Raw genomic sequence first — 14,465 nt, forward strand, 5'->3', positions numbered from 1 at the left:
GGGCGGTCGAGTGATCCCGCCTTGATGCGCTGAAGCAGACGGACGAACTGGTCACCAGTCACGGTCAGCCGCCCACCGTCCGGGTCCTTGGAGTCCCTGATGCCAACGCCGCTGACGAGCTCGCCGACCTCGACGCACATCTCGTCAGTGGAGTTACCGCTGTACGAGCTTTTGCGCCAGTTGATCCTCATGCGAACTCCTTCATGATCTTTTCGACCAGGGCACGGGATTCGCCTTCGGACGAGGCTTTCGCCCCGATCAAGTCGTGCGCTCCGCGCTTGATGTCGACGACCAGCCCGCGGAAGCACGCGGCCGAGAGCGCGAAGTTGGCGCCGTCAGGGTCCTTACCGTCTCGCACGCCGACCCCCCGGGGGAAGCGCGCCAGTTCGACACAATCGGAGGTCGCACTGCCGCCGCTGCGGCTCGACTTGCGCCAGTTCGTCATCGGTAGTTCTCCAGCAAAGAGGCAAGATCACCGCAGGTCGCAGGCCCGGGGGGTTTCGTAGTGATGCACGTGACCCTCCGCGGTCCTGCCGTCAGGGCAGGTCGTGTGCTCCACGCTTGATGTCGGCGGCCAGCCCGCGGAAGCGTTCGGCCGGAAGCGTGATACGGGGGCCGCTCGGGTCCTTGCTGTCACGCACGCCGACGTCTCCAGAGAGGTTCGCAACCTCCACGCAGTTGGACTGGCCGCTCGTGCCGCTGCGGCTCGACTTGCGCCACTGGATCATGTGTACTTCTCCAATTCGGCCTCCAGGAGGGCCCGAGAAGGGCCGACCGGGGCGGCTATGTCGCTAATCGAGTCGTACCATACTGTCACCTCTTGGACATCGAAAGGGTCCATTAGGAAGCAGCCCCGCATCGCCGCTTCGGTGTAGGCGAGATCCCGGTCCCCGACCGTGAGGATCATGAAAGGGCCGTCGAGTCCCGGGTGAGCCCCCACCTCGTTCTCTACTACACGGACGTTGACATGGGGAAGCTCGCTCAACTCGATCAACCGGGCGAGTTGGCCGCGCATGACATCCGGGCCTCCCACGATTTGCGAGACTGCCGCCCAGCCGAGGAAGGCCGTCACCCTCGGCGGCTTCGGCTTGTCGAACACGGCGGCCTGCCGTGAAAGTCGCCGCTCAAGGTCCACTTCGAGGTCATTCGTCGTCCCGGCGCTCAGTGCGGCACGCGCGTAGTCCGGTGTCTGGAACAGCCCCGGGATGACTGATGACTCCCACATCCTGAGCCTTGATGAGCGAGCCTCCAACTCGGCGAGTTCCAGCAGCCAGTTGCCCTCGTCGGCACGCTCGGCGAACCCGATCAGGGCCGTGAACATGCCGTCCGTGTTCCACACGCGGTCGATGATCTCCGCGTGCTCCCGCTTGAGCTTGAGCGTGTTGGATTCGTACCGGGAAACAGTCGAACGGTCACACTCAAGCAGGTCACCGAGAGCCTGCCCCGACATCCCGTGTGCTTTGCGGTAGCGGCGCAGGTGAATCGCTGTGAAGTGCCAAATCGATCTTGACGGGTCGAGTAACTCCCGTGCACGCATGGCCTCTCCCGTTTGTTGCGGATAGTTCCGGAACGTAGCGAGCGTAGCTCAAAGCGAGCACGCTTACACCCGAAGTAACCGGAGACGTTCCGAAGGTCGTAACGATATGTCCGCACCTGCCCCAGAAATACCGACCCTTCTTCTCGATCCCGACAAAAACGCACCGGCGTTGGCGAGAGAGTTCGTCGCCGTGCAATTCAGGGAGTGGGGCTCCACAGACGACTTCATGGCGCGTCTGGTGGTGTGCGAGCTGGTGACCAACGCCTGGCGGCACGGCGAGGGGCAGATCATCCTTCGTATCTTCCGCGACGTCCGTGCGGACTTGGCGGTGATGGAGGTGTGGGACCAGGGGGACGGACTGCCGGTGATCGGCCCGGAGGACTGCGAGGCGACCTCGGGCCGGGGCCTGCTGCTGGTGTCGCAACTCGTGCACGACTGGGGAACCCGACCAATCACGGAAGGCGGAAAGATCGTATGGGCCAAGTGCGCCCTCTGAGCGTCCAGGTTGAGCAGCGCGTCCTGCGGTGGCGGACGTACCGGGGCCGCGCTACGGCGGAAAGGTTCCTGAGCCTGTTGGCCGTGGCTCTGGAGCCTCGGGGGTGGCGCCTCGTCCGGCTCTATCGCGCGCAGGGGTTCCCGGTTCCGCTGCTGTGGGTCTACGCCAGCGGCCCAGACGATCACGTCGGGCTCGGGGTGGTCGTGCTGGCCGTTCCGGGCGGTGCCTGGGGATATCACGTCGCGGAGCCCGGCCGGCGCAGCTACCTGGCTCCCTGCGGTGACACCAAAGCCGCTGCCGAACAGGTCGAAGACCTGCTCAAGCACCGCATGTTCCCCGACTCCTGGTAAGTCACAGGAGGGACGACCCCATGGGGTGGGCTCAGGGATCGTTCCTCATTCTCGGCGGTGACGCACGGCCCCGGCTGGGGAACTCGGGCCGTCGCTCGTCACCGTCCACCCCGCCTCTCTGCTTCACCCCTGGGGCAGAGAGGCGGGGCCACTCACTGATTGCTACGCTGCGACCGCGCCATGGAGCACATCGCCGACAACACCGGCCGGTGGCCAGCAGACGGAGCGATTTCGGCTGGTCATGTAGTTGGCCACGTGCGGACGGAATCAGAGATGATACGTCGGTCGGCACGGTCTTCAATCAAGGTCACGGGGCATCAGCATCGTGATGATCTTGCCAAGCCGTGTCTGCACGCGCCTCCGCCCTTCAACTCCCCGAGCCGGATGCTGAACCACCTTGCTGAGAGCCTGGGTCGGATGGCGGAAGAACGTCCTCTTCCCGGAGCAACTCGATCAGGTCGATCGCATCATCATCGGCCTGGGGCGAGTCCCTGTCCGCTTCGACGGTTCCGGTGAGATCTCCGCCAGACTTCTCGACAAGGAATCGCTCCCGGTAGGCATTGTCGGCGGCGACGGCGATGCGGTCGATGACTGCGAAGTTCGCTCCTGCACCAAAGAGCATCCCTGCCACTGGCACGAACTGCCCGAACTTCTTCTTCGTCAGTTGGACGCTGAACCTGGCGGCGAACTGCTGCGTGATCTGCGTGAGAACCTTCTCATTAAGCTTCGCCCAAGACGCGTTCCTTGCGAGAAGCTGGGTGAGCTGCGAGAGCTGCGCGTACGCAGCCGTTTTGGCAGACGCTTCGGTTGCCATGCCAAGTCCGATAACGGACATCATGAAGATCTCTTCTTCATGGCGGTGAGGATCGTACCCGTAGTAGAGGGCGGTTGCGGCGGCTACCCGTGCCGAAAGCCCGAGCACTCCGGCGGCGTCAGCGAGAAGTGCAGTGGCGACTGTCCCGAAGCCGGGGGCTGCGCCTGCACCCGCGCCAGCGATCCCGCCTGCTGACGCCAGAACTGTGCCGCCCGTGACAGCGGCAGCAGATCCAATGCCACCGGCCGCGGCCGTCAACGAATGCCCGTACCGAATGCGAGCCAACTTGGCAACTGAGTCCACGGCCTTAAGGTCGAGTTCGCGGATATCGCTCAGCTCAGAGACCTCATACCCCGCCTTCTGATACCGCTTGATCACGCTCTTCGCGCTCACCGTTCGCGTTGCGGTACTTCCGGTGGCTTTGCCGAGTCCCTGAGCCGCTGTAGTGTAGGCAGCAATCACCTTGTCCGCACCGGGCGCGTTCTTCGTTTTTTCCGCAGCCGCCGAGAGTCGCTCCCGCGCTCCTATCGGCAGAAGCTTGCGAGGCTTCTTGCCAAGAGCGTTATCCTTTCGCTCTTGGAGGCGCTCCCACTCCTTCTTTTCGTAAGCGGAGAGCATCACCGAACAAACCTAGCCGACTGCGTCACTGAGTACTTCGCCACCGTGGGCTCCTTTTTGTAGGGGGCAAACGCTAGTGGGCACGTCCGACAAGTTCGGCAGAATCGGCGGATGCTGCATCACTTTGAGGCATGACGATGCGGGGCGCACATATGCGTGCTTCGCAGCCTCGATGAACAGCGGGCCAGGGCACTCTCGGGCCGGCGGGTTCTGAGCGTGAACGCCGCGGACGGGTACTGGGTCAAGTCTTCCCGCAACTCCTCCGCGGTCAGCGTCGGCTTCACGGCTTACTGCCTTCGGCATCGTCGGACGGGATAGGCCCGTCCCATCCGGACGCGCGCAGCCGCTCAGCGAACACCGCGTGCGCTTGCCGGTACTCGGCCTCCCGGTCGGCCTTGTAGAAGGGCGCTTCGTACCCGTCCGGGACAGGCCCGTTGATCTCAGGGTCCAGGTGATCTTGGAGCTGCTTGAAGTGCTCCTTCGTCTGCCCGTAGCCGAACGTGTTGTGGTTGCCCGCGATCTTCCGCCCGGTGGCGTCAAACCAGATCTGCGCCTCGTAGTCGGACAGGACAGGGTACCGAGAGCGGTAGATCGCGACGAGCTGCTCGGCCGTCATGCCGAGCCAGAGCGCAACCATCGCATCCAGCTCAACCAGCGCGGCCCGGCGTTCACGCTCGGTGCGAAGTGGCGTGTCGTAGTTCCACTCGAGCGTGAGGGCGTCCGGGGTGTTGAGCGGAGCCAGCCCCCGCCAGTCCACCGCCCAGGTCTCGGTGCTCCAGGCGGGGTCGTGCAACTCGGTCCAGAGATCGGTGTAAGCGTTGGTCAAGCAGTTGAGCCGGAGAGTGCGGAGGAGCAGAGCAGACGCGAGGGGGTGATCGGGATCGGCGGCAGGCATGGCCTTAGCCTCTGCGTATTGGAGGTCGCCCCGGCCGGTGATCCGCAGCAGGTAGTCCAACGGCAAGGTGGCCCAGAAGCCAGCAGCCAGCGCGGTTCCCCGGTTATTGCGAAGTGCCAACGTGTGAACGGTGTGTACATGCGCGGGACCAGGCGGGATCAATGCGGCGAACAGGGACCGTTCGGTGCTCTTTGTGTCGATCCGGCGACGCCAGGCTACTCGGTAGAACTCTGTGTAACGGCGAGCAGCGCCATCAGTGAAGGTCCAGTAGTTTTGCGCAGCGATGAACTTTTCTTCGTGCGCCGCTCGCACATAGTTAGTCGAGGGCACAGCATTATCAGCCAGACTGGCGAAGTCCAGGTATGACCAGTCGTGGTGAGACCTGCACGGAATGTCAGGCTGCTTACTAAAGGGTGTCGACTGGCTAAAATGAGGGCCCTGAAGGATGACGGCCTTCAATTCCTTGACCTTGGATGTCTGCCAGCAAATGAGGCCGTTCTCTCGTGCCATCTTTTCATGATAGCCGGAGCTTATTTTTGGACTGTCCACGCTCAGTCGTCGGCGATAAGTAGCCAGTGCACTGATTGCGCCCGCCTCTGCACTGGTAACCGGGTAGAGCAGTGGCGCTTGCTCTATCGGAAGTTCAGTTGAGTCACTTAGAGCGCGCCACTGAGTTAGCAGCGCCTCATCAACCCAGACCAGACGTTCCTTATGTGGCCGGAGGTCCCACCTGCCTTCATGCTTTATCCCTGGAAGATCTCTCCCTCCTTCGTGATTGATAGACCCCAAAAGGGTAACTGGACTGTAGAGCCAACTCACCGCCACAAAACCAATGCCACTCGGCCTACTATAAATATGAACGCCGAACGGGCGCGTATGACCGATCTCGAAGAGGCGGAGTTCGTTTGTGAAGTGGGCATGAAGCTTTAGATGCCTATATGAGGCCGCACGCAATCTTCCTTCCTTTGCGCCACCGAAGTGAGTGTTTGGGTGAATTAGCCCCACCGTTCCAAGTGGATGCAGATTTGCCCACACGCGGCACATAAAGGCACGGTACAGATCAGGCTGAGTGCCTGAAATCAAGGGATACGTGGAGTCTGAACCAATAAAGTCAGCGATTCCAACGTTGATGGACAGTTCTGCAAGAAAATAGGCCCACGCTGCGCCGTCGCCAAGAACGTTAGATTTCTCGGCTTGCCATTCGTCCACGCTCGGCTTGTCCGCGAGTCTGAACCAAGGCTCTATCTCAGCCAGGACTGCATCTTCCTGCCAAGTGGGACGGACCCACGGCGGATTGCCCACCTGAAGGCCAAAGCCACCTTCCTTGAAGACCTGGGCGAACATGATTTCCCAGTGGAAGAAGCCCTGGCCCTTAGCGATGTTCTCGGCCGTGGCGAGCCAGGGGAAACGTTCGTTGAGCCGGAAGGCGTCGTCCATGCCCGTCCAGCTTGGGAGCTGGTTCTCGTACTCCTCCAGTTCCGCCAGGTCGCTGAAGTGGTAGGCCAGGGAGTCTTCTGGGACGTCCGCCCGACCGATGACAGCTTCGGCGAAGTCGAGCCAGTCATCCAAGTTGGCCAGAGGGATAATGCGGCGGACCTCGTCCAGCGCGGGCTTACGTCCCTTGGTCTTCTTCCACTTCGCACCGCCGCCCGTGGCGACCTTCGCTTCGGTGACGGCGCCCGCGAGGTCGAGTTGCTCGGGCTGAGTGCCGAAGAGGGACTCAGTCACGTAGACCTGGGACAGCCCGACGTTCTCAGGTTCGTCAACAGCAGGCCGGTCCTCGTCGTCCACAAGGATGTGGACGGGCTCCAGCTCGTCCGCCGAGGTCCCGTAGGCATCGGCAGTGCCGTCCAGAAGCCCGGCCTTGTCGAGCGGCCAGAACCAGAGGGCGCACCAAGCGTCCATGACGGTCTTCAGTCGCCAGTACGGGGTGCCGGGCGCGGTGAGGTCCGCGTACACCTTCTCCTTGGGGATGGCGTCTTCCGGCTGGTCGATCCAGTCGGCGCCCCACACGTCGATCGCGCGGCTGATCTCGCGTTCGGAGATGGTGAGCCGCTGGATGACCAGTTCCCACAAGTACTCGGCGCGCTTCGACAACGCCTGGAGGCGCTTGAGCTGCGTGGTCTTGCGGCCCTTGTCGGAGACCTTAGCCCTCATCTTCCTGCGCCAGGCGGCGAGCTGCTTAGCCTGTTCGGGGGCCAGGTTCTTGGCCTCCTTGGCCCCGGCGACGGCTCCCCAGCCTTCGGCAGGCACCAGGAAGTGGTGGACCTTGCCGGACGGAATCTCGCCATCCCGGAAGGGGATCTCCTCCGGAGCCTCCTTCAGCCACGTGCCCTTGGTGAGCTGCGCCGCGTCGTAGACCTTGCGGCCTGCGCCGATCAGGGAGTTGCCTCGCCGCAGGTGAAGGCCGAACCACGGCGCCTGGAGGCCGGGGTGCATGACGTTCAGCCAGAGCGACACCTCGGCCAGCTCGATCGCGGTGTCGTTGAGGTCGACGCCGTACGAGTTGTGCAGCGCGATGTACGCCTTGGCCCGCTGCAACTCCTCCTCGTACTTATCCGGGTCGATGTCCTTGCCGAGTTCCTTCTGACGGCGCTTGAGGTACTCAGCCGCGACCTGGTTGATCGCCTCGTTGAGGAACGCGCCAGACCCAAGAGCGGGCTCGCAGATCTTCCAGCCGAGGATCTCGCGGGCCGTCGTGGTCGTCCCGTCCTGGTCGAGTCGATGCTTGAGCGCGAGCTGAACCGTGACCTGCGTCAGCGACTCGGGCGTGTAGTACGACGCGGACGTCTCGCGGTCGCGGCCGGCGAGGCGGTAGACGAACGAGCCCTTCTCGTAGCGGAGGAACTCTTCCTCACCGTGAAGGTCGTCGTCCTCGTTGCGGCGGACGAAGACATCCTGTGGGTAGTCGTCAGCCTTGGAGGCGGGGATCATCCATGAGCCGTCCTTCGGGTCGCCGTTCTTCGCGACCTCGTACAGGTCCTCGCTCGCGATGAACCCGGTGTACGACATCAGCCCCTCGTACACCGCGCCCAGCTGGTTGATGCCGAGCTGCGCGTACGAGATGAACCCGCCGCGCTCCCTACGCCGCCCCTTGGTGAGCATGAGGCGGCGCAGCACCCGGTGCAGCGTCTCGTTGCGGAGGCGCGTGTCGATGACGCGCTCGTCCTCGTCGTCGTCCACCGAGATGGAGCCGATGAGCTTCACCGAGTCCGGCTCGAACAGGTCGGAGCGGAGCGGCTCGAAGCGCAGGCCCTCGCCGTCCGGGCCGTCCTCGGTGCGGGCGGTGCGGGGGCGGTAGCCCTTGTTGACCATCCGGAACAAGAGGTCGAGCGACTCGTACAGGTGGAACGAGTTGCGGGCCTGCTCGCCGGTGAGGTCGTTCACCACCAGGTCACCGAGGCGGGCAAGGCTGTAGCCCTTGAGGTAGTCCTGGTCGTTGGTGGGGAGGATGCCGAGTTCCGGCCGTGCCTCCGCGTACAGCAGGAACAGGATCCGGTACAGGTACCGCAGCGACTCACGGCCGAGCCGGCCGGCCAGCTCGCGCGACTCCATGACGTCCTCGGGGTCGACGTCCTGCTCGCGGATGCGGTTGAGGACCTCGTTGGCGATCAGCTCGACGGATTCCTTGAGCCCGTCCCGCAGCTCCTTCGAGACGCCGACCGCGTGGTTGCGGGAGCTGGTGAGCAGTTCGGCGAGCGGCTCGTCCCCGCCCTCGGCCGGGGGCAGCAGCGAGTCGGCGCCGAAGAGCGCGGCGATGACCTCCAGCTCGGCGTTGTCGTTGCGGCCGAGGGCGACGTCCAGGCTGACGGCGAGGTACCGGCCCTCGCCCCAGCTCGCGCGGTCGGCCAGGACCGCCACGCCGCCGGCGAGGATCAGCACGTAGCGGGGCGGCTCGTCGGTGGCGAACAGCCAGGACGCGAGCTTGGTCCCGTCCTCGATCCGCTCGTTGGGGGCAAGCTGGAGCGGGTGGAGCACGCCGGAGTCCATCGCGGCGTCCACGTCGGTCGCCCAGCCGCATTCGATGGCGATGAGGTGCTGGTCGGCGTAGGCGACCTGGACCGTGTGCTCCTCGCCGGTCCGCCGGACGGTCAGCGCACGCGGCTCCGCCTCATAGCCGAGGGCGCGCAGGATCATGCCGTGCAGCTCGCCGAGCTTCTTCCGCCATTCCGGCAGGTCGTCGGGAACGAACTCCTCGGTGCGGAGCCGCTCGTCGAAGTCGGCGAAGTACTTGCGGTCGGCGAAGTACGGCTTGCCGAGCGCGCGGAGCCCGCGGCGCGGGGTGACGCGGCCGTCCTTCTCCTCGTCCGTCCAGCGGGCGTGCAGGCCCCGCTTGACGTCCTTCGGCAGCACCTCGGCCAGGTAGTGCGCCGAGAAGTAGTCGCCGCGGTTGACCAGCGAGTCGAGCCTCACTGCGTGGCCTCCTGGGGGACGAGGACGGCGAGGACCCGCAGCAGCGGCTCCCCGGTGGTCTGCAAGGATTTGAGCAGGCGCTGCTGCCGTTCGACGGTGTCGTCCACGCGCGCCTTCACCCGCTCCTGGTGGGACGCGTGGGTGACGTCGAGGGTGAGCTGCCGCCACGACTCCAGGTGGTCGCGGTAGTCGTTGAGCGGCGCGACGATCTCGGCGTCGTAGTGGGCGCGACGTTCTTCGAGGTGGCGGCGCGCGGTGGCGACGGCGTCCCGGACGCGGGCGGTGAGCGGGCCGAGGTCGATGGGGCGGCCCGTGTTCGTCATGTCCGGTCCGACCCCGGCGGCCGCCAGGATGTCGGGCATCTTCCCGGGCAGCACCCGGCCGGACGCGACCGCCATCCACTCCACGACGGTCGGCTGGCCGAAGTGGTTCGAGTACACGCCCTGCACCAGGTACGTCGGCTCGTCCACCCGCGCCACGATGACGGGCGCGGTCTGCCGGCCGAGCTGCACCAGCACCTTGTCCGTCACCCAGTCCACGAGGGGATGCAGGTCGGACAGGTAGGCGATGTCGGGCCACAGGGTCTTCTGGTCGCGGGCCTCGGCGAGCTTCCGGGCCGCGAGGGCGCGGTCGAACGTGACCTTCATCCGCTTCTTGACGTCGTGCGTCCGCAGGTAGTCGGCGGGCAGCGCGGACAGCCGGTGCACGAGGTCCTTGGGCGGCGCGAAGGCGAGGAGCGCGCCGTCGTCCTCCAGGCCGGGCAGCAGGTTCAGGGTGTCGATGGCCTCGCCGACGAATTCGCGCGTGTCCGCGAACAGCCGGGGGACGTCCGCGCGGGGCGGGGCGCCCTCGGTGACCTGCCCCTCCACGGGGCCGAGCAGGTCGCCGAGCAGGTCGTCGATGGGGACGTCCGGGACGGACTCCTCCACGGTCTTGCCGGCGAGCAGGTCCTGGATGAGCCGCCGCTCCTCCGCCTCCGGCCGGTACTCGCCGGTGATGGCCTCGGCGGTGCCGAAGGCGCGGTGCGCGGTCTCCTCCTTCTCCAGCAGCTTCACCGAGACCGTCCGGTCGTCCTTGACGCCGTCGACGCGGGAGGTGAGGAGGAGAGCGGAGAACTTCGGCTGGTGACGCTGCCCGTAGCGGTCGATGCGCCCGTTGCGCTGCTCGATCCGGATCAGGCTCCACGGCACGTCGTAGTGGATCAGGTGGTGGCACTGCCGGTGCAGGTTGACGCCCTCGGACGTGACATCGGTCGTGATCAGCAGCCGGACGGCGCTGCCGCTCAGCCCGAACCGCTCGATGATCTCCATCTGCTGCTGGTCGGTCATGCCGCTGCCGAGCATCTTGTCGACGGCCTTGGCGGGCAGCTTCAGCCGCTTCGGCAGGACGTCCGCCAGCCAGTTCACCGTCTCGACGCTCTCGGAGAACACCACGGCGCGGTTGCCGTCCCGGACGATGATCTTCTCCAGCTCGGTGACGAGCGCGTCCAGCTTGGACGAGTCCTTGTCGGTGATCTGGCCGGCCAGCTCTTTCAGGGTGGTGAGGGCCCTTATCTCGCGGTCTTCCTTGGCGTTGCGCAGCCGGTTCGCGACCGTGCTCTGCAGCGCGCGATGCGACGACAGGAACGCCTTGAGCAGCGTGTACGGGAACAGCCGGTTGCGGGAGTCGACGACCGGGCCGCCGGTGCGCTCGTCCCCCGCGAGCCACACCTGCGTCAGCTCCTCGAAGACCTTCTCCTCCTTCGGCGTGGCCGGGCAGGTGATCGGGACGGACGGCCCCCGGTCCGGCCACTTCGCGCCCATCTGGTCCCGGACCTCCGGGCTGATCTTCGTGCGCCGGATGTAGAGGTGGTCGATCTGCTTCGCCTCGTACCTCTCCGCGTCCACGATCGCGGCCGGGTCGAGCATCCTGATCAGCTCGGCGAAGGACTCGGCCTTGCCGTTGTGCGGGGTGGCGCTGGCGAGGAGAAGCGCGTCGGTCCGGCGGGCCAGCAGCTTCGCCAGCCGGTTGCGCAGGCTGCGCTCACCGATCAGGTTGTGCGATTCGTCGATGACGACCGCGTCCCAGTGCATGTGCTCCAGGTGCTGGCCGTACTTGCCCTCGTTCTTGAGCGTGTCGACCGACACGATGATCCGCTTGTAGTGCGTGAACGGGTTGCGTCCGGCGGGAAGCTCCTGCTGGATGCGCTCGATGCCGACCGAGTCCAGCCGGATCAGCGGGATCGCGAACCTCGTCCACAGCTCCCGCTGGAACTGCTCCAGCACCTGCTGCGGGGTGACGACCAGGATCCGCTCGCCGCGCCCGCGCCGGATCAGCTCCGCCAGGATCAGCCCGATCTCCAGCGTCTTGCCGAGGCCCACCACGTCCGCGATCAGCAGCCGGGGCCGGACGCCCCGCAACGCCAGCTCGGCGGGACGCTGCTGGTAGACGAGCGGGTCCAGCAGGAACCGGTCGGACAACGCCAGGCCGCGCTCCGTCTGGGGCAGCGGGGTGCGGCGCAGGACCGCTTCGAGGAAGAGGCGGCTCTTCGCGAACCGCGGCGTGCCGTCCAACTCCAGGACGGTTTCCTCCGGCCGGAGCAGGCTCACCTTCTCCAGGTCGGTGAAGAAGACCGCCTCCTCGTCCCGCACGAACTCCGAGGCGCCCACCGCCGTGATCTTGTGGCCGTCCGGCACGGGCGCGCAGGTGCGGACGATCCACTCCGCGTCCCGAACCTCGATACGGGCACCGGGCGGGTAGGAGGTGTCGGTCACGAACAGGCCCTTCTCAGAACGGAGCGGTCACCGCGTAGGCGGTGCGGAGGCGGTCGGCGAGGCGTGCCACCACCGAGCCCGGCGGCGCGACCTGCGACAGGTCGACGCGGCGGCGCGGGGGCGGCGGGACGTCCTCGGGATCGGATTCGCGCTCCACATAGGTTGCCAGGGTCAGTGCCCGGATCGCCGCCGGTAGCGGGCCGCAGAGCGCTTCGAGCCGCGCCCGGACCTCGGCCACCGTCGGCCTGCCGCCCGGATCGTGCGCCAGCATCGCGGCGACCGGCACGGCGAACGCGTCCGGGAGCCCACTGACGTCGGGCGGCGCGTCCGCAGAGATGATCTTCGCCATCAGCGCCACGACGGTGTCGGCCTTGTAGGGGTAGTGGCCGGTCAGCGCATAAAGCAGGGTTGCGCCGAGCGAATGCACGTCCGCTGCGGCGGTGATCTGCTTGGGCGTGACGGCCTGCTCCGGCGCCATGCACGCCGGCGTGCCGAGCGTCGCCGTGGACGTCGTCAGATCCGTAGGCCCCTCGGCGAACGCGACCAGGCCCAGGTCGATCACCATGGGCCCGTCCTGTCCGAGGATGACGTTGGCGGGCTTCAGGTCACGGTGCAGCAGCCCCGCCGCGTGGACGTCGCCCAGCGCATCCGCCAGCAGGACGCCGAGGGCCGCCGCATGCTCGACGCTCAGCGGACCCCGTTCACCCACGAACTCTTTGAGCGTGAGGCCGCGCACGAACTCCATCGCCAGCCACGGCTGCTCGTCGTCCGCGGCCGAGGCATCGACGAGCGAGGCGATGTGCGCGCCCTGAACGGTGCGCAGCGCCTCTGTCTCCCGCGCGAAGCGTTCCCGGACCTCGTCCCGGTCAATGAGATCCGCGCGGATCACCTTCACCGCGACCTGCTCCCGGTCATCGGTGACGCCGTAGTAGACGCGTCCCATGCCGCCGAAGCCGAGGCGCCCGTGCAGGGTGATGCGGCCACCGATCCGCTGGGGATCAGACCGGTCCAACGCCTCCACGCTCACCCGCCCCGTCGTCACTGCTCGCCGTGGACATCGCCATTTCGTTTGAGCAGGGTAGCTCTCGAGACGACGTGATCGGCGGGCACCACCAAGATCAACCGGAACTCCCGCACCCACCAAGTCCGGAGTGTTTCGATTTATACAGGAGTTTGCGTGTTGACTCAATACACAAGGCCGAAAGTGGTCGTCGACAGACCTCGTGGCCGGCGCCGCCGCTACCAGCTGGACGGCCGAACCGCCGCGCCCGTTGACAGACCGTCCGCGATTCTCGCCGGAACAAAGCGACACCCCCGCACGGCATGGCAGGCCCGCTGTTCCTCACCGTCGACGCCCCGAGGAGGCGCTCCGCCCTCGCCCGGCTCCGGGAGATCACCGACCCCTACCTCGACTCCTGAGCCCCGGCTCGAACGGCCCCGTAGCCGGAACGAGAGCAGGACGACCTATTGAGCCGAAGCGTCGGCGAACACGCTGACCGGGGCGCATACGCCTGTTCAAGTCGCGCGGGGACGTCTGGCAGGTTGTACCGTCAGGGGATGCGACCTTCGGAGGCCTCCTCACAGTGGCCGCATCGTTCGCCACGGTGGCCCTGGGGCATGTTCGCAGCGCTCGCCCTGCAAGCGTCGCTGTTCGGCGTCATAGAACTCAGCGACGCCGACCTCAGCAAGTCGCCCTGGCTCGCGGTCAGCCATGTCCTGATGGTCACATGGCCGATCAGCCTCATCGCAAGCCTGATCGGCTTCTATGCGCTCCTCCACTCCTGGTGGATGCGCCGAACGGCGCCTCTTCGAATGGTTGATCAGGGCGGACACGGAGATCCCCTGACAGGCGGGCACCTCGAACGCCGTCGGCCAAGGACTCGCGGACATGGATGACGGGCTCCCGGTCTGGCGCCGCCCCAATGCCAGGTGGACGGTTGAAGCACCGCACACGTTGACGGTGGGGTTGGTCAGGTCGGTTCGCAGATGACGACCGGGATGGTGCGGTCGGTCCAGCGCTGGTAGTCGGCGTACTCGGGGTAGAGGTCGACCAGCCGCCGCCAGAGGTCGGCGCGTTCATCGCCTTCGGCGGTGCGGGCGATCATCGGCCGCGGGCGGCGGCCCGTCTGGACCGCGACCTTCGGATTGGCGTCGATGTTCAGGTACCGCTGAGGGTGCCGCCCCGTTCCCCTCGGGAGGCGACGAGGACGACGCGGTCGCCGTCCGGGAGGTACAGCAGCGCCATCGTCCTCGGCTTGCCGGACTTGCGGCCGAGGGTGGTGAGCAGGCAGACGGGGACCCCGGACGGGAAGGCGCTGCCGAAACGGAACCGGCCGCCGACACGTCCGCCGGTGGCCCGGAAGAGTGCGACATGTCCGCGGGTGACGACCTTCATCGCGGGGACGAACAGCGCGGAATCGAAGAACTTCGGCCTGCTGCTGGGCACCGTTCACTCCGTCCTCCGGGGATGGCGCACAGTGTGCCGTTCCGGCCACGGATGCGCAGCCCGCGTCCCGCTTCATGGCCGGAGACCTCGAAGGCGCAAGCATCGGCACGGGGCGGCCGAGGTCGGTAAGGCGCGGAGGGACG

At 66.2% G+C, this 14,465-nt stretch carries 11 protein-coding genes and 1 pseudogene; 3 read left to right on the plus strand and 9 right to left on the minus strand.

Features of this window, described 5'->3' with window-relative positions:
• The 4 genes from AF1_RS09370 to AF1_RS09385 form a co-directional block, all read right to left on the minus strand.
• A partial coding sequence (locus tag AF1_RS09370) for a DUF397 domain-containing protein (protein WP_067795201.1) occupies nucleotides 1-191 on the minus strand: 191 nt, incomplete at its 3' end.
• On the minus strand, nucleotides 188-445 hold the full coding sequence (locus AF1_RS09375; RefSeq protein WP_084262680.1) for a DUF397 domain-containing protein: 258 nt from the start codon (nucleotides 443-445) through the stop codon (nucleotides 188-190). The genes AF1_RS09370 and AF1_RS09375, both read right to left, overlap by 4 nt.
• A gap of 91 nt (nucleotides 446-536) precedes the next feature.
• Nucleotides 537-728, minus strand: coding sequence for a DUF397 domain-containing protein (locus AF1_RS09380; RefSeq protein ID WP_067795204.1), 192 nt, complete (start codon nucleotides 726-728; stop codon nucleotides 537-539).
• Nucleotides 725-1,537 carry a helix-turn-helix domain-containing protein gene (locus AF1_RS09385; protein ID WP_084262682.1) on the minus strand — a complete coding sequence of 271 codons (813 nt, stop codon included), beginning with the start codon at nucleotides 1,535-1,537 and terminating at the stop codon, nucleotides 725-727. Before AF1_RS09385 ends, AF1_RS09380 begins: the two co-directional genes overlap by 4 nt.
• 106 nt (nucleotides 1,538-1,643) lie before the next feature.
• On the opposite strand from AF1_RS09385, the gene AF1_RS09390 reads away from it, so the two are divergent.
• Nucleotides 1,644-2,033: an ATP-binding protein gene (locus AF1_RS09390; RefSeq protein ID WP_084262684.1), complete on the plus strand. Its 390-nt coding sequence runs from the start codon at nucleotides 1,644-1,646 to the stop codon at nucleotides 2,031-2,033.
• An 83-nt stretch (nucleotides 2,034-2,116) separates the two neighbouring features.
• A complete protein-coding gene (locus tag AF1_RS09395; RefSeq protein ID WP_131732261.1) occupies nucleotides 2,117-2,383 on the plus strand; it encodes a hypothetical protein in 267 nt (88 codons plus the stop codon).
• A gap of 367 nt (nucleotides 2,384-2,750) precedes the next feature.
• Here the strand turns inward: AF1_RS09395 and AF1_RS09400 are convergent, their stop codons facing one another.
• From AF1_RS09400 to AF1_RS09415, 4 genes are all read right to left on the minus strand, one after another.
• Complete coding sequence (locus tag AF1_RS09400) at nucleotides 2,751-3,815, minus strand: EcsC family protein (protein ID WP_242608565.1); 1,065 nt, start codon at nucleotides 3,813-3,815, stop codon at nucleotides 2,751-2,753.
• A 280-nt stretch (nucleotides 3,816-4,095) separates the two neighbouring features.
• On the minus strand, nucleotides 4,096-9,123 hold the full coding sequence (locus tag AF1_RS09405) for a restriction endonuclease (RefSeq protein WP_067795219.1): 5,028 nt from the start codon (nucleotides 9,121-9,123) through the stop codon (nucleotides 4,096-4,098).
• Nucleotides 9,120-11,876, minus strand: coding sequence for a DEAD/DEAH box helicase (locus AF1_RS09410; protein ID WP_067795224.1), 2,757 nt, complete (start codon nucleotides 11,874-11,876; stop codon nucleotides 9,120-9,122). Before AF1_RS09410 ends, AF1_RS09405 begins: the two co-directional genes overlap by 4 nt.
• Before the next feature lie 13 nt (nucleotides 11,877-11,889).
• Nucleotides 11,890-12,888 carry a serine/threonine-protein kinase gene (locus AF1_RS09415; protein WP_131732263.1) on the minus strand — a complete coding sequence of 333 codons (999 nt, stop codon included), beginning with the start codon at nucleotides 12,886-12,888 and terminating at the stop codon, nucleotides 11,890-11,892.
• A 605-nt stretch (nucleotides 12,889-13,493) separates the two neighbouring features.
• On the opposite strand from AF1_RS09415, the gene AF1_RS34205 reads away from it, so the two are divergent.
• Nucleotides 13,494-13,772, plus strand: a complete 279-nt coding sequence (locus AF1_RS34205; protein WP_131732264.1) for a hypothetical protein — start codon at nucleotides 13,494-13,496, stop codon at nucleotides 13,770-13,772.
• A 74-nt stretch (nucleotides 13,773-13,846) separates the two neighbouring features.
• Here AF1_RS34205 and AF1_RS09425 read toward each other — a convergent pair.
• Nucleotides 13,847-14,271: pseudogene (locus AF1_RS09425) on the minus strand (nitroreductase family deazaflavin-dependent oxidoreductase).
• Nucleotides 14,272-14,465 lie beyond the last annotated feature (194 nt).

It is taken from the genome of Actinomadura formosensis NBRC 14204 (genome assembly GCF_001552155.1).
Taxonomy (GTDB): domain Bacteria; phylum Actinomycetota; class Actinomycetes; order Streptosporangiales; family Streptosporangiaceae; genus Spirillospora; species Spirillospora formosensis.

Coding starts and splice junctions, on each gene's coding strand:
- AF1_RS09375 (WP_084262680.1), bottom strand. CDS start 445: ATGACGAACTGGCGCAAGTCGAGCCGCAGCGGCGGCAGTGCGACCTCC.
- AF1_RS09380 (WP_067795204.1), bottom strand. CDS start 728: ATGATCCAGTGGCGCAAGTCGAGCCGCAGCGGCACGAGCGGCCAGTCC.
- AF1_RS09385 (WP_084262682.1), bottom strand. CDS start 1,537: ATGCGTGCACGGGAGTTACTCGACCCGTCAAGATCGATTTGGCACTTC.
- AF1_RS09390 (WP_084262684.1), top strand. CDS start 1,644: ATGTCCGCACCTGCCCCAGAAATACCGACCCTTCTTCTCGATCCCGAC.
- AF1_RS09400 (WP_242608565.1), bottom strand. CDS start 3,815: ATGCTCTCCGCTTACGAAAAGAAGGAGTGGGAGCGCCTCCAAGAGCGA.
- AF1_RS34205 (WP_131732264.1), top strand. CDS start 13,494: ATGTTCGCAGCGCTCGCCCTGCAAGCGTCGCTGTTCGGCGTCATAGAA.